Source organism: Cupriavidus sp. U2 (assembly GCF_009663685.2).
In the GTDB taxonomy this organism is placed as follows: Bacteria; Pseudomonadota; Gammaproteobacteria; order Burkholderiales; family Burkholderiaceae; genus Cupriavidus; species Cupriavidus necator_C.
In genome coordinates, this window is the sequence record NZ_RCOG02000012.1 from 322,039 (window position 1) to 341,033 (window position 18,995).

Sequence of the window (18,995 nt, forward strand, 5' to 3'; positions counted from 1 at the left end):
CGGTGGCAAACTTGCGGATTACTGGACATTGCTCTTGATCGATTCGATATCGATGCTTTTCTGAGGCGGAAGATTCCCGTTCGAATCGGATGTCTCGTGGAACCTGGTGCCGTCATCCCGCGTCATGGTGACGTTGAACCCCGATACCGGCTCACCTGTCGACGGATTCCGCACCACCTGGCGGGCCACGAAATCGGCTTTGTCCCAGGTGTTCATCGTCTGCGCCAGCGAAGCGGGGCCTTGCCTGCCGATGCCGTTAGACCGGATCGTGCGCTCTCCGCGTGTTCCGTCTTCGATGCCGGTCGCGCTCATCAGCAGGTAAGAACCGCCGCACTTAAGCAACAGTTCCTGGCTGGCCTCGATGACGACCCGGCCGTTCGCACTGGAAATCACCATGTTCTTGTCCGCGCGCAGTTGCATGTCATCGCTCTGGGCCTGAATCTCGACCTTGCCTCTTGCTGCCATCAACTTGATGCCGAGCCTCTGCGCGAAGACCGACACAAGATCGCCAGCGGCCACTGTGAAACGTTTGAGTGCACTGAAATCGGCGTGGCGACCTGCCGTGGCGATGAGGTTTCCCGCAGCCGACTGTTGCAGGTCCGAGCCAGACGCCAGCGCGATGCCGGCAGGCGCGCTGACGAGGATGCCAGCCGCCTGCAGTTGATCGAGGGCATCCCGGAGCAGTGCATGTTGCCTTTCGCAGTCCGCGGCATGCGCCTGGGCGGCTCGGGCTGCCGAGGACAGCGATTCGCTATGCTGTAGCGCCTGTTCCAGAAGCCGCTTTGCAGATGCCATGTCAAGCTGCGGGCCGGCCCCTGCGGGCTGATCGTCCGCCGACAAAAACAGCCCCTTGCCCGCCCGCACCGCGCCCCAGTGCGATGTCCGCAACTCGAACCCCTGCCCGCGCTCCTTCATCTGGCGATCCACCAGATACCCGAGGTTCAGTTGCGACTTGCCGCCGTACTCGGTCGACAGCTTGATCCCCTCATGCCCCTCCCAGTCCTCGAAGCGCAGCTTGTTGTTGCGCTGCGTGCGGATCACGTTGCGCGATTGCCAGCCGTCCCGGCCGATGATCAGGTCTGGCTTGTGGCTGTTGTGCAGCGCGTGGGCGATATAGGGGCGGTTCGGGTTGCCGTCGTGGAAGGCGATGGCGACCTCGGTGCCTTCCAGCAGCGGGAAGTGGAAGCCGGTCTGCACGGCGCCGGCGAACGGCTTGGCCAGCCGCAGCGGTACGCTTTCCTGGCCGTTCTGCCATTCGTCGAAGTCGAGGTCGAAGCGGACGGTGTAATGGCCGTCCTGCGTCAGGTAGGCATATTTGTATTGGCCCGGCGAGATGACGCGACCGCTCAGCGTGCCGGCGATGCGCGGCCATTTCGTGTCGTCGACCGGCAGACGGAAGCGCCGGTCCGACGGAATCGCCTGATAGGTATTCCGATAAGCCTGATCGCGGGCGCCCGTGTGGATGACTTCGGTGATGACCTGGCCGTTGGGCGCATCCGGCAGCGTCGCATCCATGCGCAGGATGCGCGCCGGGCGCAATGCCAGCACGTTGCTTTCACCCTGGTAGACGACCTGGCTGGCGATGGCCGCCTCGTGGCGCAGCAGCGCCTCCCACTTCGCGCCAGCCATATCCAGGTGATGGGTGCCGTGGACGTATGGCTCGCCATAAGTCGTCCGATCCTTGTATGCAATGTTGGCGTCGGCCTTGAGCCGCTCGTAGGCGTGCGCGGGGTTGTAGTCCGATGCCAGGACCGATCTGGCGACAGTTTTCGTATTAGTACGAATGGCGAAGACCGCTTCGGTGCCCGACTCCAGCCCAGCCGTCTCCCGATAGGGCACCCGCAGTTCCGGCTGATAGATGTAGTGATCGATGTCGTCCCCGAACACCACAATTTCGCCAAATTTCCCGGGCGCAAAGTAGCAATACATGCCTTCCTGCTCCATCAGCAGGCGCACGTAGTCCCAATCGGACATCTGGTACTGCAGGCGGAACTTGTGCTCGGGATACTCGCGCCGTAGCCGGAAAGCGAATTGATGACCTTCGAGGTCGTGGCTGCGCAGGATGGCCTCGATGATTTGCGGTGCGGTCTTGTGCTGATAGACACGGCTGCGCGGCGTCAGCCGCAGGCGCGTCACCAGCGGCTCCACCACCATCTCGTAGCCGTGGAAGTCGCGCGTCTGGCGGGTCTTGGAGAACGCCGGAATCCAGCCGGCAAAGCGGCGCGGCTCGCTGCCATCGCCGGGGTCGATGACGAAGGTGGCCGGTCGGTTCAGGTAGTCGGCACGATCCAGTTCCAGTGGATGGGTCAGCTGGACGGTGACCTCGTAAGGCTTGCCGAGCGCCTCGACGGCCTTGAACGAGACCACCGACAGCGCGATGGCGGTGGGGGCGGCGGGGACTTCGAGGCGGTAGGTCTTCAGACCTGCATGCTGAAGAAACGACTGCCCGCCGGATACCAGAGCGTCCTTGTCGATCATCGGTTCACGCCACATGCTGTTTGCTGTGGGTGGCACGCTACACCGACTGGTGGCCGAGTGCGTCAACGAATCAGCAGCCAGCTAATCCGGCGCAAGCCGTCGTCACAATCGCCGCTTTGCGATTGACAATGGTGTGCGCGGAACGATGACCTGCGATAGAGCCGACGTACCGATCGGACCGACCAATTCCTCGGATCAGAGAAATCCGAGGCTGCCTCAGACTTCCACGACCTTGCCCCAGTCGAAAAAGGCGTTCTCGGGCGCGCCGGTTCTGCGCGAGATATAGCCGCGAGGGTTGCAGACCACGCGCGTGTCGTCGATCCAGTAGTCGAAGCTGGTGTGCGTGTGGCCATGGATCCAGAGATCGGCCTGGGCCACGAGGTCGGGACGCCGTGAAATGAAGCCGGCGGAGACGATGTCGTGGGCGTAGCGCGCATCGAGGCTACCAAGATCCGGGCCGTGGTGGGTGACCACGACGGTCTTCCCGTCGAACGGCTGCGCCAGAGCTTCGGCCAGCCACGCCGTGGCCGCGCGGTGGCGTGCCAGGGCGTCGGCCGGCGTGTATGGGCGGGGCAGGCCGTCGTCGCCAGTGGTGGTGATCAGCCGATGATCGACCATCACCTTGGCGCAGGCCGCCATGGCCTCGTCGATACGGTTCTCGCCGTACAGCGCATAGTCGGTCCACCACGTGGTGCCGATCACCCGCACCGGACCGCCCGGGGCGTCGGAAAATTCCGCTACTGCGCCATTGAGCAGCGTCACATTGCCGGACGCGGCGGCGCCGTCGGCCATCTGTTGGTCCACGGGATCGAACGCGCTTTCGTAGTATTCGTGATTGCCGGGGATGTAGAGCACAGGCCCCGCGAAGGTACGGGCGGCCCAGTCGATACCGTCGCGGCCGTTGGCGATGTCGCCGGCCAGGATCGTCAGATCGGCGCTGCAGCCGGGGACATCCTCCGGCATGTGGTGTTCGATGTGGAGATCACTGAGGATGCGGATTTTCATGGGGCTGGCCCCCCGTATCTGCATACGGGCGCGAATTGGTCTGCAAGCATTCTTAAGAAGACTTGGGGCTCCCGTCAAGCTGCACGGTTGCCTGGGCGGCGCGCCGGCGGTGCACCAAGCAGAAAAGCCCGGACTTGTCCGGGCAAGACTGTCTGCCTGGCATTGCACCAGGGGAGGACAGCCGGGGGAACCGTTATGACAATGCGCCGCTTGATGTGGCGTTAGTTGGTGCCCGCCATGGTGGGCAGCAGAACCCGGTAGATCTGGATGAACGCCGGCCCCAGCAGGACCAGCAGCAGCGTGGGGAAAATCGTGAAGATCAGCGGGAACAGCAGCTTCAGCGCGATCTTCGCGGCCTGTTCCTCGGCGCGCATGCGGCGCTTGGTCCGCAGCATGTCGGACAGCACCCGCAGGGACTCGCCCAGGCTGGTGCCGAAGCGGTCGGCCTGGACCAGCATCGATGCGAACTTGTCGACATCTTCCACGCCGGTGCGCAGCGACAGATTGCCGAGCGCCTTCTCTTTCGAGAATCCGGAGCGCAGTTCCAGCAGCATCAGCTGCAGCTCGTCGGCAAGCACGGGGCAGCGCAGCGCCAGTTCGTCGGCCACGCGCATCAGCGCGGCGTCGAGCCCCAGGCCGGCTTCCACGCAGACGGTCAGCAGGTCGATGACGTCCGGGAATTCCTCGAACACCGTCCGCTGGCGCGTGGCGACCTTGCGCGAGAGCAGGATGTTCGGAATGTAGTAGCCGATGGCGGCCAGCACCGCGAGCATCGCGAACATCGCGCTCTCCTGCTGGAATGCCGGGGTGCTGGCCGTTGCCACCAGTCCAAGCATCGGCAGCGCCACCGCCAGCAGCGTCTTGGCCGCGAAGTACAGCGGCGCGGCATTCGCGTTGCGCCATCCTGCGTTCATGAAGCGGATGCGCAGCTGCGAATGTTCCCAGCCCTCCTTGGGCAGCGACAGCCGCGAGACAGGCTGGGCCCATCGGACGATGGTATCGATCAGGGCCTGGCGCTGCCCGGCGTCGCCGGTGAAGCTGCCCGTCTCGCTGGCAATCCGTTCCATCCGGCCGCGCATCCGGTCGGGCGAAAACGCGTAGAGCACGCCGAATACGGTGCCGAACGCTGCGACGAAGATCAGTGCCAGCACGATCCACTGATCTATCCGAAAGCCCTGCATGATGTCTTGCATGATCGAACTCCCCCTCAGGTTGACCGTCCAAGCCTGCCTGTTGTTATCCGACTCATACCCGGATGCGGATGATCTTGCGCATCCACACCACACCGAAGATCATCGACGTGATGGCGCCGCCAATCATTCGCCATCCAAGCGGGTCTTCCCAGAGCACCTTCATGAAGTCGGGGTTGACGACCAGGATCATGCCGGCCGTGCCGAACGGCAGCAGGCCAAGAATCCAGGCGGAGAGCCGGCCCTCCGCCGACAACACCCGAATCTTGTCGAAGAGCTTGAGCCGCTCGCGCACCATCGTTGCGATGGTGTCGAGGATCTCCGCCAGGTTGCCGCCGCTCTCGCGCTGGATCAGCACGGCGATGACAAAGTAGCGGAGGTCGGCCACCGGCACGCGAATGGCCAGGTTCGTCATGGCCTCGTCAAGCGCCACCCCGTAGTTGATCTCTTCGAACGTGATGCGGAACTCGGGGCCCAGCGGCGCCTTGATCTCCTGTCCAACCATGCCCAGCGCACCGGAAAACGAGTGGCCGGCGCGCAACGCCCGGCTGATCATGTCCACCGCGTCGGGCAGTTGCAATTCCAGCTGCTTGAGCCGCCTGGCGCGCTGCCGCATGACGTGCAGGAAGGGCAGGGTCCACGCGAACGCCGCGCCGCCGAGCATGACGGGCATCGGCAAGGGCGCGACCGGAATCAGGGCCACCGCGCATAGCACCACCAGTCCGCAGTAGCCGAGCAACTGGGCCACCGACCACGAACTGCCGGACTGTTCGAGCCAGCGGTCCAGTGCGCCGATACGCGGCACGTTCATCAGCCAGCGCTGCATGCGCGGCGAATCGCTGAGCAGCCGCTTCTTGAGAATGGACAGGCGCTCGGCGCTGACATGGCCGCCGGCCGACAGCGCCCGCAGGCGCGCCTCGATGCGCCTGGCGGCGGGCCCGTGGGCGTTGTTCCACCATAGGTAGATGGCTTCGACGCCGAGCACTACGGCGACGAAGAGCAGGATGCCGAAGGCATAAAAGATCGTGCTCATGTGTGACCCCCCGGGGATGTTGTCGTTTGGCGCGTGCGCGGGTTCAGACTTCGAAGCGGCGCGCGGGGTCGTAGATCTCGTCCGGCAGGCCGACGCCGAATACACGCAGCCGCTCGGCAAACTTCGGATACACGCCGGTGGCCTTGAAGTGCCCCTTGACCGTGCCATCCTCGGCCACGCCGGTGCGCTGGAAGGTGAAGATCTCCTGCGTGTTGATGATGTCGCCTTCCATGCCGGTGATTTCCTGGATGCTGATGATCTTGCGCCTGCCGTCGGTCATGCGCGCGGCCTGGACCACGACCGTGATCGCCGAGGCGATCTGCTGCCGCATGGCCTTGGCCGGCATGGTCAGGCCGGCCATGCTGACCATGTTCTCGAGCCGGGTCAGCGCGTCGCGCGGCGTATTGGCGTGGATGGTGGTCAGCGAACCTTCGTGGCCGGTATTCATCGCGTTGAGCATGTCCAGCGCCTCGCCGCCGCGGATTTCGCCAAGGATGATGCGGTCGGGCCGCATCCGCAGCGCGTTGCGCACCAGGGCGCGCTGCGTGATCTCGCCCTTGCCCTCGATGTTGGGTGGCCGGGTTTCCAGGCGCAGGACATGGGGCTGGCGCAGCTGCAGTTCGGCGGCGTCCTCGATGGTCACCACGCGTTCGTCTTCGGGAATGAAGCCGGACAGGATGTTCAGCAGCGTGGTCTTGCCGCTGCCCGTGCCGCCCGAGACCAGCACGTTCACCTTCGCATGCGCCAGCGCCTGCAGCAACTGGGCCATCGGTTGCGTCAGGCTCTTCAGCGCCACCAGGTCCGACACCTGCAGCGGATTCACCGAGAACCGGCGAATCGACAGCAGCGGCCCGTCGATGGCGGAGGGCGGGATGATGGCGTTGACGCGCGAGCCGTCCGGCAGCCGGGCATCCACCATGGGGCTGGTTTCGTCGATCCGACGTCCCACGCGCGACACGATCTTCTCGATCACCTTCATCAGATGCGCGTCGTCGTAGAACACCACGTTCGTCAGCTCGAGCTTGCCGCGCCGCTCCACATACGTCTGCCGCGCGGTGTTGACCAGGATGTCCGACACGGTGGGATCATTCAGTAGCGGCTCCAGCGGGCCGAAGCCGAACATTTCGTCGTAGATCTCCACGGTCAGCTGGCGACGCTCGTTGTCGTTGAGCAGCACTTTCTGCTCCTCGATGATGAGGTTCACCAGTGTGGAAATCTCCTGACGCACCTGCTCCTGGGGAAAGTGCGCCAGGCGCTCCAGTTCCACCCGGTCGAGCACGGACTCGTGGACATCGCGCTTGAGCGCGTGGTATCCGGCAGTGTTCGTGCCGGCGGCGGTGCCAAAGTGGATCGTGGCATGGCCGTTCGCCGTGAAGGGCGTCCCGGCATTGGCGAGTTGTTCGCGGATCGACATGATGGACTCCTGGCTTGGCGGATTCGGTTCCGGGTGTTCGGGCGGATCGGTCTGACTGGGGCAGGCGGCTTCAGGTGCTGCGCGCGCGCAGCATCAGCTTGCGCAGCGGCGACACGCTTTCCTGCCGGCTGCGGCGCTCGGCTTCCTGGTTCGGGGCCAGCTGCATGGCCATCGACTGCAGTGCGCGGGCAATACTGCTGCGCTTGCTCAGCTTGGCCACCGGCTCGCCGTGGCTGACGGCCTCGTCCACCGTGGCCGGGTCGTCCGGCAGGGTGAACGCCACCTTCATGCCGAAGATCTCTTCCATCGTGGCGCGCGGCACTTCGTTCTTGCGGCCCGTGCGGTTCAGTACCACCCGGATCTTGTCGTCGGGGTAGTGCAGGGCGCGCAGGATGTCGAGCAGCCGGCGGCTGGGACGCCCGAATGCGATGCTGGGTTCGGTCACCACGCAGATGCGGTCGCTGTGGTCGAGCATGCTGATCGACAGCGGATCGATGCTCTGGCCCACGTCGAAGATCACATAGTCATAGTTCGGCTGCATGACCGACAGGATCCACTCCAGCTTTTCCTTCTGGATCTGGCTGGCCCGCACAGGATCTGCCGCACCCGCGAGCATGTCCAGGCCGTCGCTGACATGCACGAGGCAAGCCTCCAGGAACGCCGCGTCCATGCGGTCGATCTGGCTGCAGATTTCCGACAGCGTGCTGGGTGGGGCCTTGTCGGTCACGATATAGGTGAGATCGCCAAAGTGCCGGTTCAGGTCCACCACCAGCACACGCTTGCCAAAGTGGCGCGACAGCGCATCGCCCAGGTTCGCGGCGATGAAGCTGGTGCCCGCGCCGCCCTTGCAGGAGATCATCGACACCACCTGCGCCACGTCGTGCGAACGCGGCACGTGCGTGGCTTCCACGCGTTTCAGGGCTTCGGCCAGCTGGCTCTTGTCCAGCGGCCAGGAAAGCACGTCGCGCACGCCGGCGCGCATGGCCTGGATCAGCACGCTGGAATCGTGCGACTGCGTGATCAGGATGCAGGGCAGGTCGGGATGCTGCTGGCGCAGCGTTTCCACCGCGAACATCTGGGCGGGTGCGATATCGGGCAACTCCAGGATCAGCAGGTCCGCCATGCGCAGCCGGCTCGCCTGCAGCGGCAGGCGGGCCAGACCTTCCTGCATCGACATGGTCTGGAAGTTGCCGGCGTTGGCCGTGAGCCGGTTGATCTCAGCCAGCCGTTCGGCGTCGTCGGATGCGATCAGGATCTTGAGCATGGTGTCCTCGCGATGTTCGGGGCGGATGGAGCGAATGGGTGAGCTGCGCGTCAGCTGCACACCGACCCGCCGGTCGATGTCTGCATGCTTTCGCGCGTCATGGTCGTGGTGAACGCCGGCATGCCGATACGCAGGCGCATCACCGGGATCACCGTGGCAATCGTCACATTGGTCACGCTGACGGTCACGGACTGGCAGCTGGCGCGCGCGGTGGCCGGATCGCTGTCGCAGCCCGTGGGCGAGTAGGCCACGCTGATGTTCGAGTTCTGCAGCAGCGGCAGCATGTTCTCCATCTTTGTCTTGATGATGCTGGCGTTGGAGTCGCACACCACAGCCGACCGCGCGGCCAGGCGCGTGACCTCCGCGGCGGTGTTCCAGTAGAAGAGCACCCGGGAGAATTCGATGATGCCGATCAGCAGCGTGAAGAACACGCCCGCGATCAGCGCGAACTCCACCGCGGCAACGCCGCGCTGCCGGGCAAGCCTGAGGGGGTGGGCACGATGTGTCATAGCACTTGCCTCATGACGGTGGTGATATCGCCGAACTTCAGCCCGGAAAGATTGATGAACGACTGCAGCGGCGAGTAGGCAAAGCCGCTGATCCGGACGGCCACCAGGTTCACGGTGCCGGCCTGCGTGCCGGTGCCTGCGGGGTTGTCGTAGGTGGCGACGTTGCTGAAGGTTTGACCCGGGCATCCGGTGCCATCGACGCGGTCGCAGATGACGACCATCGCCGTGGTCAGCCCCGGCGCCAGCGGCTGGCCGGAGCAGCCGGTGTTCCCGTAGGCGGCCAGGCACTTGGTCGCCGCCGTCGGGTACGTGACGTCGTCGGGCGAGAATTGCGACAGGTAGCGGGCCGCCGAGCGCGTGGCCTTGGTCAGCGTGTCGTACTGATAGACCGCGCGTCCGAATTCGGCGACGCCGCAGGCCATCAGCACCATCGGCACGAGCAGGATGCCGAACTCGACCGCGGCCACGCCGCGCTGGTGCCTGCGGGTGTGGGGTCGGGAGTGTGTCAGCCGTTTCATGATCGACTCCTATTGCACCAGCACGGGAACGAGCGGACCGACGCCGGTACTGGCTCCCGGCATGCCCTGCGTGGCGCAGGGGCTGCCCGGCATGCTCGAATCGCCGCGATATTCGAGATGCACCGTGTCGTTGGCGCCCCCCTTCTGCATCGGGTCGAGCATCAGCAGACAGGCCCAGCCCTTCACGGTCACCTGGTGCGCGCCCGGGGTGCCGAGCGGCGAGCAGTCGACGATGGGTGCCAGCACCAGGCGGCGGTCGGCGCCAGCCTGGTAGGTGGGGCCGCTCGCCGTGGTGCCCTGCGTGGTCAGCCCGGCGGCCGTGTCGCCCTGATAGGGCGCGTAGGCCTTGCGGTTGGCCAGGAAGTTGGACTGCGTCACCCCCTTGGTGTCGGTCGATGTGCCGCTGTAGGCGTTGCTTTGCGCTTTCCACGACGTGGGCGTGTAGGCGAAGCCAGTGAAGTCGGTCACGCCCACGGTACTGCCCTTGACGATGCCGAAGCGGCTGTTCCATTCGTCGGCGATCGACGCCTTGTTGCCGGTCGTGCCGATCTGGGCGCCCGTGGCCGGCAGGTTGCACTGGCCGGCTCCCTTGAGCTGGTTGGCCAGGTCCTTGGCGCTGGTGCCGCCGCTCAGGTCCGCCCAGCCGAAGTTTCCGCCTCCGTATGACAAATCCTGGACGTCCGCTGTGCCCGCCTTGGTCGTCAGCCACTGCCCGATGGTGTAGCCGCCTGGCACGGGCGGCGTGGCCGTGTCGGCCTTGCAGACGAACACCGGAATCGCGCAGGTGGTCTGCGCCGACGTGGTCGTGGCCACGGCAAACGCGGCGACCGTGCTCGGACCGATGTTCGTGCCGGGCAGGGCATTGAGCGCCTGTGCGAACCAGTTGGCGATGCCGGCGCGCGAGACCTCGCACTTCACGTACTTGATGGTGTTGAGCGGGTACGTGACCGAGTTCCTGTCCAGGAAGGGGTTGGCCAGCGAATCGGTATAGGTCACGGCCTCGGTGGACGTGATACCCGGCTGCTGTTCCAGCTTGCCCTGGAACAGCACCAGATTGCGGGCCCCGGCGGTAAAGCCTGCGGCCTCGGAAACCGTAAGCGGGGTGGCGCCGGTCAGGTCGCGCGCGGCGGCCAGCGCGCACGCGTCCGCCCGGTTCTGCAGTTCGCTCTTGCTCACGTACAGCTTGCCCAGATCGAGTGCCAGGCCGATGAAACCGACCAGCACCGCGATCATGAGGCCGACGATGATGGCGACGGCGCCGCGCTGCCGCGCATGAATGCAAGGCAGTGGCTTGCCGCGAGGCCTGGTTCTGGACATGATGGCACCCTCCCCGGAAAGCGTTGCGTTGGCTTCAGCGTTGGCCGCCGCCGCCCATGCCGACGCCACCGTAGCCGCCGCCCGCACCGAAATCGATGCCGAAGACGCTGGGTGCGCCGCTGCCCTGCTGCATCCGCATCAGCGAGCGGTCGAAATTGCGCATCGCGGCCACGGCCGTCTTGCCGTCTGTTCCTTCGACGGTGGGCAGTCCGGCCGGCGCTTCGGGGTTGATGATCTGCTGCTGCTTGATGGCGGCCAGCGCCTCGCCCCGGTGATGGTCCCACACGGGGGTAGAGGTCATGCAGGCCGACAGCCCGAGGCAGGTCAGGGTGCCGAGTACGAGCGTGGCGGCGCTGCGCGAAAGCTTGCGTGTGTTGTTCATGATCGTTCTCCTGGAGGCGCGGCGGATCAGTTGCTGCCCGGGGTGCCGGGGCCGGTGGCGGTGGCCGTCGCGGCGCGGGCCTGGGCCAGGCGCTGCGCGGTGGCTTCGATGCGTGCGACGCGCGCGCTGTGGTCCTCGCTCGTGACGGTCGACGCGGTGCCCGTTACGGGCGCGCGGGGTGGCCGTGATCCGGCGGCAGCCACGGGTGCGGCCGGAGACGCGGGGCCCGACGGCGCCGGTTCGTCCAGGACCTTGCCGACCGGAACCGTCGGGACCGACGTGCCCGGCGTGGTCTCGGTGCGCGGTGCCGAAGGGGCGGGTGCCGGGGCCGTGGCCGGTGCGGCCGGTTGCGAAGGGGCCGGGGCGGGCTGCTGCGGCGGCTTGCCACGGCCTTCCATGTTGCCCATGAAGTAGAGCGACAGCGGGTCAGGCGTTGTGAAGCCGTCGGTCGGCAGCGGGTAGTTCTGGTTCGCCATCGGCTTGACCAGGCGCGGCGTGATGATGAACACCAGCTCGGTCAGGTCCTGCTGGAACTGCGTGCTGCGGAACAACGTGCCAAGCACCGGCACTTCGCCCGCGCCGGGCAGGGCCTTCAACGCGCCCCGTGCGCTGTCCTGCAGCAGGCCGCCGATCGCGAAGCTCTCGCCATCGCGCATCTGCACGGTGGTGGATGCACGCCGCGTCGTGATGAGCGGCAGGATGGTCTGGCCGGTCAGGCTGCTGCCGCTAACCGTGGCGCCCGTGGGCGACAGTTCCGACACTTCGGGCGACACCTTCAGGTGGATGCGGCCATTGGCCAGCACCGTGGGCGTGAACTTCAGCCCCACGCCGTATTCCTCTTCCTGCAGCGTGATGGTCGAGGCGCCGCCCAGCGCGTTGCTCTGCGCCACCGGGATGTAGATCTTGCCGCCCGCCAGGAAGCTGGCTTCCTGGCCGCTGATGGTTACCAGGTTCGGCTCGGCCAGCACCTTCACCAGGCTGTCATTCTTTTGCGCGTCGATGGCCAGGTTGAACGGCTTGTTGTTGGCCTTGCTGCCGAAGAAGCCGGCCGCCGCGCCCGTGAGCAGGTTGGTCAGCACGCCGCCGGTCCACGACCCGAAGCCGCCCTGGATGTTGACGGCCGATCCCAGCTGGTTCAGCAGGGTCTTGGAGACCTCGGCAACCTTCACTTCCAGCATCACCTGCTGCGGGGTATCCACCGACATCATGTTGAGCACGCCGCCCTTCCTGGCATTGCCGCCGTCGCCCTGGGCCGCGTTGGCATAGGCCTGGGCGATGTCCATGGCCTGCAGGGCCGCCTGCGAGCTGGACACGCTGCCGGTCAGCACCAGGTTGTCGGCGGCGGTCATCACGCGGATGCCCGATTCGCCGGGCAGCAGCTGCGCCAGCGATGTCTGCAGACCGTTCGCGTCCGCGTTGACTACCACGTTGATGATGCTGCAGGCGCCGCTGCGGCCCTGCACGATCATGTTGGTGGTGCCCACGGTGCGGCCCAGCACATAGAGCGTTTGCGGAGACACCATCGTGGCCTGCACGACGTTCGGGTTGCCCAGCGTGCGGTTGCGAATGGGCTCCGGCAGCGGAATCAGCTGCGACTTGCCCACCGGCACGATCACGCTCGATTCATTGCGGATGGCGCCGGAGCAGCTCGGCCCCCGCACATCGGCGGCGTTGGACGGCGCGGCCGGAACCGGCGTCATGCTGATGGTCATCTGCACGGGACCGCCCGTTGCCGGGACCTTGACCCCGGGCGCCGCGGATGCTGCCGGCGTGGTGGCCTTGGCGATGTTGCCGGCATCGACGGCAACCTGGGCCGCGGCGGCCAGCGGAGTGCAGAGGATGGCCGCCAGCACGACCAGGCGTGTGCCGCGTGCTGCTTCGGATGTCTTCTTGTTCATGATGGATCTCCCCCCGGAGAATGATTCGGATGGATGCGTTGCGCGTCTCGTTCGTCACCGTCCGTGTTCAGAAGCACTCAAGGCTGCCCTGAACACCTGCCAGCACCCCGACACAATTGCCCGGACGAGCCGGCGCGGCCACGATGGTGCGGGTCTTGACCACGGTGCGCGGCGCGGCGGCCGGCGCGGCGGCGGGGGCCGGGGCCGGCGGATCGGCGCGGCCCAGCAGCGTGTGCTTGGTGGCGCCGCCGGTGTTGATGTCGGCCACGTCCATCTGGTTGCGCAGTACCAGCGACAGCGTGCCCACGCTGCGCGCCACATCGAGCTTTTCGGCCTGGTCGGGCGTGACTTCCAGCGTCACGGCGTTGACCACCTTGGGCTGCGTGTCGTCGCGGCTCACCTGCTGGGCCACCGCCAGCACCAGGATCTTCTCGAGCACGATCTTCGAGATGTTGCCGTTCTGGGTGCTCCTGGCTTCCTCGTTCGTGTTGACGATCACGTCGACGTAGTTGCCGGGCAGCGCGAAGCCCGCCACGCCCACCACGTCGTTGACCCGAACCGTGATGGCGCGCTTGCCGTCGTTGATGACCGCCGACAGGCCACCCTTGGTGCCGATGGGCGCCAGCTTGGCGTCGAGGATGGGCTCGCCGCGCTGCAGGCTGGTCCGTACCACGCGCCCGTCCAGGGCCTTGAGGTCCTCGAATGCGCCCGGCGGCACGCTGGCGGCCGGCCAGCTCACAAGCTTGAGCTGGCTGCCGTTGAGCGGCTGGCCAAGGTCGAGGTCGTTGGCGGCCACCACCACCTGCCTGATCGAACTCGACGACTGTTGGAGCAGCCATCGGGAAGCGGATACCACCGCCGCCGCGCCGGCGATCAGCGCAACCAGCAGCATCAGGATTGCTCGCGTGTTCTTCATGATGACTCTCCCCTACGTAGGTACGTGCTTCCTGGCCGGGCCGGTTCAGCCCGCTGCAGGATGGCCGACTGGCCAGCGGTGTTCGCTGGTGACGGGTGACGACACTTCCGGCCTGGCGCGCAGGCCGTAGTAGCTCTGCCAGGCCCGGCAAAGCCCCTCTGCGGTCACGTGCGGGGCATCGTCGTGGTAGCGCAGGTGCGACGCCACGAGCCGCAGCAGGTCGCGCGGAATGCAGGCCAGCAACGGGATGTCGCTGGAAAAGTGCAGGCTCTCCAGCAGGAATTCGAAGGCCGGTTCGGGCCAGGCGAGGCCCAGGTCCGCGGCCGTGCGCAGGCAGACCTCGCGATAGTCGTCGACCGACAGCGGCCCCACGTAGAGCTTGCTGCCCAGCCGGCGCAGGAAGGCGTCGTCACCGAGCTGGCTGGGTTCCAGGTTCGTGGAAAACACCGGCCATACGTCGAAGGGCACCGAAAACCGCACGCCGCTGTGCAGCGTGAACATGTCGATGCCGCGATCCAGTGGCACGATCCAGCGATTCAGCAGCTGTTCCACGCCCACCATCTGCCGGCCCAGGTCGTCCACGATGTAGATGCCGTTGTTGGCCTTCATGTGCGGCGGCGCCTGGTAGAAGCCCGAGGCGCTGTCGTAGCGCAGGTCCAGCATCGACAGCGTCAGTTCGCCGCCGGTCAGCACCACGGGCCGATGGCAGACCACCCAGCGGCGGTCCATGGCGCGGTGGGAGCCCGGTGCGTCGCCGGTGGCAACCGGCGTGTGCACCAGTGGGTCCAGCACCTGGATGATTTCGCCCGCCACCGTGATCGCGTGCGGCACGGGCACGGCACCGGGCAGCAGCGCGCCAAGGCGCTGCGCCAGGTAGGTCTTGCCGCTGCCCGGCGGACCGTAGATCATCAGCGCCCGCGCGGTGTTCAGGGCCATGCCGATCGATTCGAGCAGCGCCCCCGGCACCACCAGTTCCTGGAAGGCACGGGCCACTTCGGTCTTGGTCACCGACGTATGGTGGATCGAGTGCAGGGCGATGGCGTCGATGTACGCCTGCAGCGTGACCGGGGCGGCGCCCGTGTAGCTGCAGCGCGCGGCGGACTCGGCGGCACGGGCATAGCCGGCGTCGGTGAGGCGGAATCGCACGTCGATGTCGCTGGCGCCGCGATGCGCCACCTCGAGCAGCCGTTCGCGCACGCCCAGCGCCGCGATCTCGTTCACCACCGAAGCGGGCAGCCGGAGCGTATCCATCAGGATGGCCAGCGAGACGCTGCGGTGCAGGTAGGCGGCCTTCAGCAGCAGCCCCAGCAGCAGCGACACCTCGAGCCCGGTATCCGCGATGGTGCGCGGCGGCACGGCCCAGGCGGGTGGCGGCGCCTGGTCGATCTGGGCGTGCCGGACCACCGAGGCGAGTGCCTCGGGCAGTTGTGTCGCCTGGTCGTCGTGGTGTTCTGACATTGCCATTCCCCTTGAATGTTGGTCTGCATTGCCGTGGCGTTGCATGGCGCCGCCCGGAGACATCGATTGGCCCGTCATGTCCGGGCGAACAGCATGGTCAGCGTGCCGGCGGCGATAGCCACGCCGTAGGGCAGCGAGCCCACCGACGGGCCCGCCTGGCCGGTGAGCGCGATGCCGCCGAGGTTGCGCAGCAACTGCCGGCCCTTTCCGGTCACGAGCACCAGCATCAGCGCCCAGGCGCCGCCGATCACGAAGCACGCAAGCGCGATCCATGCGGCAAGACTGGCGCCCAGCCAGGCGCCCACGGCGGCCATCAGCTTGACGTCGCCCGCAGCCATGCCGCGGAGCAGATATACGGGCAGGAAGATGCCGAAGCCGGTCAGCCAGCCGAGCGCCCATGCGGAGGTGCCCGCAGCCGGCCCGTGCACCATCATCTGGACCGGCAGCGCCGCCAGCCATGCGCCGAACGTCAGCCAGTTAGGGATGCGGCGGCGCTGCAGATCCGTGGCGGCGGCAGTCAGCACCACCACGATGGCGATGGGGCCGACAAAGGGCGAGAGCGACGGGATCGTGGACATGGCGGACTCGGTTCGTCTGGGTTGGCGTGGCCGTTTCAGGGCATCTCCGCTGCAATGAGTTCGTAGAGCGCCTTGACGTTGCTGCCAAGGACGCTCACGGCTCCAATGATCACCATCGCAATCAGGGCGCCCAGCAGTGCGTACTCGATCGACGTCACGCCGCGTGTATCGCAGCGGAAGTTCCGGCACAGGGTTTGGATGCCGCGCATGGTGGTCTCCTCAGTGGGGCCGTAGCTTGGTGAGTGGTCCGTCAGGCGGCCAGCTCCGCGCCGATAAAGCTGAAGACGCTGCTCAGGTTGGTGCCGACGGTCTGCACGGTGGCGATGATCACCACCGCGATGAGCGCGGCGATCAGGCCGTACTCGATGGCGGTGACACCGTCGTCGTCGTGAAGGAACGTCTTCAGGCTGGCAATGGGGTTGCGCATGGTTGCTCTCCTGGGTGGGGTCGTGAGGCGGGGCGTCGCAGGTTCCGCAGCGTGGGGCACGCACGCTTTACGCCGCGGAACCTGCGGTCCGTCAGGCCAGTTGGGCGCCGATGTAGCTGAACACCTTGCTCAGGTTGGTACCCACGGTCTGCACGGTGGCGATGATCACCACGGCGATGAGCGCGGCGATCAAGCCATATTCGATGGCGGTCACGCCGTCGTCGTCACGGACAAAACGCGTCAGGTTTTGGGTCAGTCGTTGCATGGCAAGCTCCTTGTGTTGTGGAACAAACGCTTCTATGGGAACTACGTAAGGACAATCCGACATTCAGATGCGGGCACGGCAACAGTGCGGCGGCGCGCAGATGGCGCAGCAGTGGAATGGCCATCGGCCGGCGCCCGTGCCGGGGCCCTGCGGGCTGCGTGCCTGCAGACGGCGTTCGGCGGACGCATGGATGCACCGTGCCGCATGTTGGGCGTGGCTGGCGCGTGCCATGCATCGGAAGGGCACGCTGCCGCCGCCGCGAGCGGAGACGGTGCGACCCTGTGCCCGATGCAATCTCACGAGCGGACCGATAGCTGGCATGGTGCGGCTCCCCGAATCGTTGTGGTCGTCTGCCTGCAATCACGGTCATCGCGGGCAGTGCGGCAGTCCGGTGAATCGGTGCCGCATGCCAGGCATAGGCAAACCGCGGGCCAGCCACGCCACGACCCTTGTGCCGCAAGGCTTTGCGGGCAGGTGTGTCCGACGGCGGGCGAGGCGATGCGCGCTGCAGGCGCCGTTTCGGGCCCGCGTCGTTGCCAGCCGGAAACGCTGCCGAGGCGATTTTTTTTGGATGAGGCCACCCAGGGATGAGGGCTATCCGACCGGCGTTCCGGGGTGACGCGGCTGCACGGCGGCCGCGCTCATCCGAAAGCATGAGGCGGACGAGGCTGGTGGCCGGGCCCGGTCACGCCGTTGGATGACAACCGCCCGGGTGGATCCATGCGGCGCACGGCATGGCCCGTCTGATGGATGAACCGCCCGGCCGCGGGGGCGACGTTTCCGAATGGAATCATCCACGGCCGCGTCGTGTGCAGGCCGACGCGCGCGCCGGCTTTCCCGCGTGCCCGCAAACGCTTGCGTGGCGCCATTTCCGGCCAGGAACCCACCCGTGATTCAGAACGGAAACGTTGTCGGCGCCAACAGGGCTGCAGGCGGCCTCTCGCCTGTTTTTGCGGCCTGGCGTGTCTTGCGCAAACGTCCTCGCATGACAAGACTTAGGCAACGCCAGGCATTGCCGAGGTTCATGGAGCGGCGACAAGCGGCCTGCAGGACAACAACGGAACGGGGCAACTCATGAATCAGGAAGCAGTCCGGACAGACACCGGGAAGCATGGCCAGCACGCCGGTCGCGCATGGCTGGATCTGGACCGGGCGCGCGTCTACAGCGCGGCGGTGCTGCTCCTGTTCGTGCTCCTGATGGTGACCTGGTCCTGGTACAGCCGGGGCTTCACCGACAGCCACGTCAGCCGGCCCGGCGCCGACTTTGCCGTCTTCTGGAGCGCGTCGTACCTGGCACTGAGCGAAGGCGCGGTGCATGCCTACGACGTGGCCCGGCACCTCGATGTGATGGCGGCCTACGGGCCGCTCGGCGCCGACAGCACAGACGTGCTGCCCTGGCTGTATCCGCCCACGTTCCTGCTGGTCGTGCTGCCGCTGGCGGCACTGCCGCTCGCGTTCAGCTATGTGCTGTTCGTGATGGCCACTGGCTATGCCTACCTCCGGGCGGTTGGCGGCGTGGTGGGGGCGGGATCGCTGTGGCGGCGCGGCCTGTGGCTGCCGGTGCTGGCATCGCCGGCCGTCCTGATTTCCGTCATCCTGGGCCAGAACTCGATGCTGACGGCGTCGCTGATCGGCGGCGCGGTGTGCCTGATGGGCAGGCGCCCAGTGCTCGCCGGCGTGCTGATCGGGCTGCTGGCCATCAAGCCCCAGCTCGCGCTGCTGGTGCCGGTGGCGCTGATCGCGGGGCGCCATCTGCGCACACTGGCCAGCGCGGCGGCCACGGCCGCGATCTTTACGGCTGTCAGCGTGGCCATCTGCGGCTGGGAGACCATTCCGGCGTTCCTGCGCAGCATCGCGTGGGCCCGCGCCAATCTCGTGGAAGGCACGCCCGAGGGGTGGTACGGCATGCCGTCCGTCCTGGCGGCCGCGCAGCTGGCCGGGCTCGGTGCTTCCGCGGCCTATGCGGTGCAGGCGATGGCCGCCGTGGCGGCGGCAGCATCCGTGGCCTATGTCTGGTCCCGCACGCGGGAGGTGCCACTGTGCGTGGCGGTAATGGCCGCCGGCGCGCTGCTGGCCACGCCATACGTTCGCCACTATGAACTGACATGGATGGGGCTTGCCGCGGCGGGACTGGTCGGGGACGGCATCCGCCATGGGCTGGCCGGCCGCGAGCGCGCGCTGCTGCTGGTGGTGTGGTGGCTGCCCGTTTTCGAAAACATCAATCCCAAGCTCGGCATGCCGCAGATCGGTCCGGTCGTATCGGCATTGCTGGTGCTGTTGGCGGTGCGCCGGGTCATGGCACGCACCGCGTCCGCGCCGGTTCCGGCGCCGGTGGGAACCTGA

General features: G+C 66.7%; 18 protein-coding genes. 1 reads left to right on the top strand and 17 read right to left on the bottom strand.

The features are described 5' to 3' along the window. Positions 1-18: 18 nt before the first annotated feature. The 17 genes from D9X30_RS11655 to D9X30_RS11735 form a co-directional block, all read right to left on the bottom strand. Positions 19-2,478 (bottom strand): type VI secretion system Vgr family protein, encoded by a 2,460-nt coding sequence (locus tag D9X30_RS11655; RefSeq protein ID WP_153946820.1) that lies wholly within the window; start codon positions 2,476-2,478, stop codon positions 19-21. A 216-nt stretch (positions 2,479-2,694) separates the two neighbouring features. Next, the gene (locus tag D9X30_RS11660; protein ID WP_153946726.1) at positions 2,695-3,483 is read right to left on the bottom strand and encodes a metallophosphoesterase; all 789 of its coding nucleotides are present in this window, start codon (positions 3,481-3,483) and stop codon (positions 2,695-2,697) included. Between the two features lie 221 nt (positions 3,484-3,704). Then, positions 3,705-4,676: a type II secretion system F family protein gene (locus tag D9X30_RS11665; protein WP_153946727.1), complete on the bottom strand. Its 972-nt coding sequence runs from the start codon at positions 4,674-4,676 to the stop codon at positions 3,705-3,707. A gap of 52 nt (positions 4,677-4,728) precedes the next feature. After that, complete coding sequence (locus D9X30_RS11670) at positions 4,729-5,706, bottom strand: type II secretion system F family protein (RefSeq protein WP_153946728.1); 978 nt, start codon at positions 5,704-5,706, stop codon at positions 4,729-4,731. A gap of 43 nt (positions 5,707-5,749) precedes the next feature. Continuing rightward, entirely contained in the window at positions 5,750-7,120 is a 1,371-nt protein-coding gene (locus D9X30_RS11675; RefSeq protein ID WP_153946729.1) for a TadA family conjugal transfer-associated ATPase, read from the bottom strand. 70 nt (positions 7,121-7,190) lie between these two features. Further along, positions 7,191-8,384, bottom strand: coding sequence for a CpaE/TadZ family protein (locus tag D9X30_RS11680; RefSeq protein WP_153946730.1), 1,194 nt, complete (start codon positions 8,382-8,384; stop codon positions 7,191-7,193). A 50-nt stretch (positions 8,385-8,434) separates the two neighbouring features. Beyond that, entirely contained in the window at positions 8,435-8,893 is a 459-nt protein-coding gene (locus D9X30_RS11685) for a TadE/TadG family type IV pilus assembly protein (protein ID WP_153946731.1), read from the bottom strand. Then, on the bottom strand, positions 8,890-9,411 hold the full coding sequence (locus D9X30_RS11690; RefSeq protein ID WP_153946732.1) for a TadE/TadG family type IV pilus assembly protein: 522 nt from the start codon (positions 9,409-9,411) through the stop codon (positions 8,890-8,892). The genes D9X30_RS11685 and D9X30_RS11690 overlap by 4 nt, the downstream gene beginning before the upstream one ends. A gap of 9 nt (positions 9,412-9,420) precedes the next feature. Beyond that, positions 9,421-10,728, bottom strand: coding sequence for a pilus assembly protein TadG-related protein (locus D9X30_RS11695; protein WP_153946733.1), 1,308 nt, complete (start codon positions 10,726-10,728; stop codon positions 9,421-9,423). A 34-nt stretch (positions 10,729-10,762) separates the two neighbouring features. Continuing rightward, the gene (locus D9X30_RS11700; protein ID WP_153946734.1) at positions 10,763-11,110 is read right to left on the bottom strand and encodes a hypothetical protein; all 348 of its coding nucleotides are present in this window, start codon (positions 11,108-11,110) and stop codon (positions 10,763-10,765) included. A 26-nt stretch (positions 11,111-11,136) separates the two neighbouring features. Further along, positions 11,137-13,008, bottom strand: coding sequence for a type II and III secretion system protein family protein (locus tag D9X30_RS11705; RefSeq protein WP_153946735.1), 1,872 nt, complete (start codon positions 13,006-13,008; stop codon positions 11,137-11,139). 67 nt (positions 13,009-13,075) lie between these two features. After that, positions 13,076-13,924, bottom strand: coding sequence for a Flp pilus assembly protein CpaB (gene cpaB, locus D9X30_RS11710; RefSeq protein ID WP_153946736.1), 849 nt, complete (start codon positions 13,922-13,924; stop codon positions 13,076-13,078). A gap of 45 nt (positions 13,925-13,969) precedes the next feature. Continuing rightward, on the bottom strand, positions 13,970-15,382 hold the full coding sequence (locus tag D9X30_RS11715) for a DUF8689 domain-containing protein (RefSeq protein ID WP_153946737.1): 1,413 nt from the start codon (positions 15,380-15,382) through the stop codon (positions 13,970-13,972). 74 nt (positions 15,383-15,456) lie between these two features. After that, positions 15,457-15,960, bottom strand: a complete 504-nt coding sequence (locus tag D9X30_RS11720) for an A24 family peptidase (protein WP_153946738.1) — start codon at positions 15,958-15,960, stop codon at positions 15,457-15,459. Positions 15,961-15,995: 35 nt separating this feature from the next. Then, on the bottom strand, positions 15,996-16,169 hold the full coding sequence (locus D9X30_RS11725) for a Flp family type IVb pilin (protein ID WP_153946739.1): 174 nt from the start codon (positions 16,167-16,169) through the stop codon (positions 15,996-15,998). A gap of 41 nt (positions 16,170-16,210) precedes the next feature. Then, complete coding sequence (locus D9X30_RS11730) at positions 16,211-16,387, bottom strand: Flp family type IVb pilin (protein ID WP_153946740.1); 177 nt, start codon at positions 16,385-16,387, stop codon at positions 16,211-16,213. 91 nt (positions 16,388-16,478) lie between these two features. After that, on the bottom strand, positions 16,479-16,652 hold the full coding sequence (locus D9X30_RS11735) for a Flp family type IVb pilin (RefSeq protein WP_153946741.1): 174 nt from the start codon (positions 16,650-16,652) through the stop codon (positions 16,479-16,481). Positions 16,653-17,726: 1,074 nt separating this feature from the next. On the opposite strand from D9X30_RS11735, the gene D9X30_RS11740 reads away from it, so the two are divergent. Beyond that, positions 17,727-18,995, top strand: coding sequence for a glycosyltransferase family 87 protein (locus tag D9X30_RS11740; protein ID WP_153946742.1), 1,269 nt, complete (start codon positions 17,727-17,729; stop codon positions 18,993-18,995).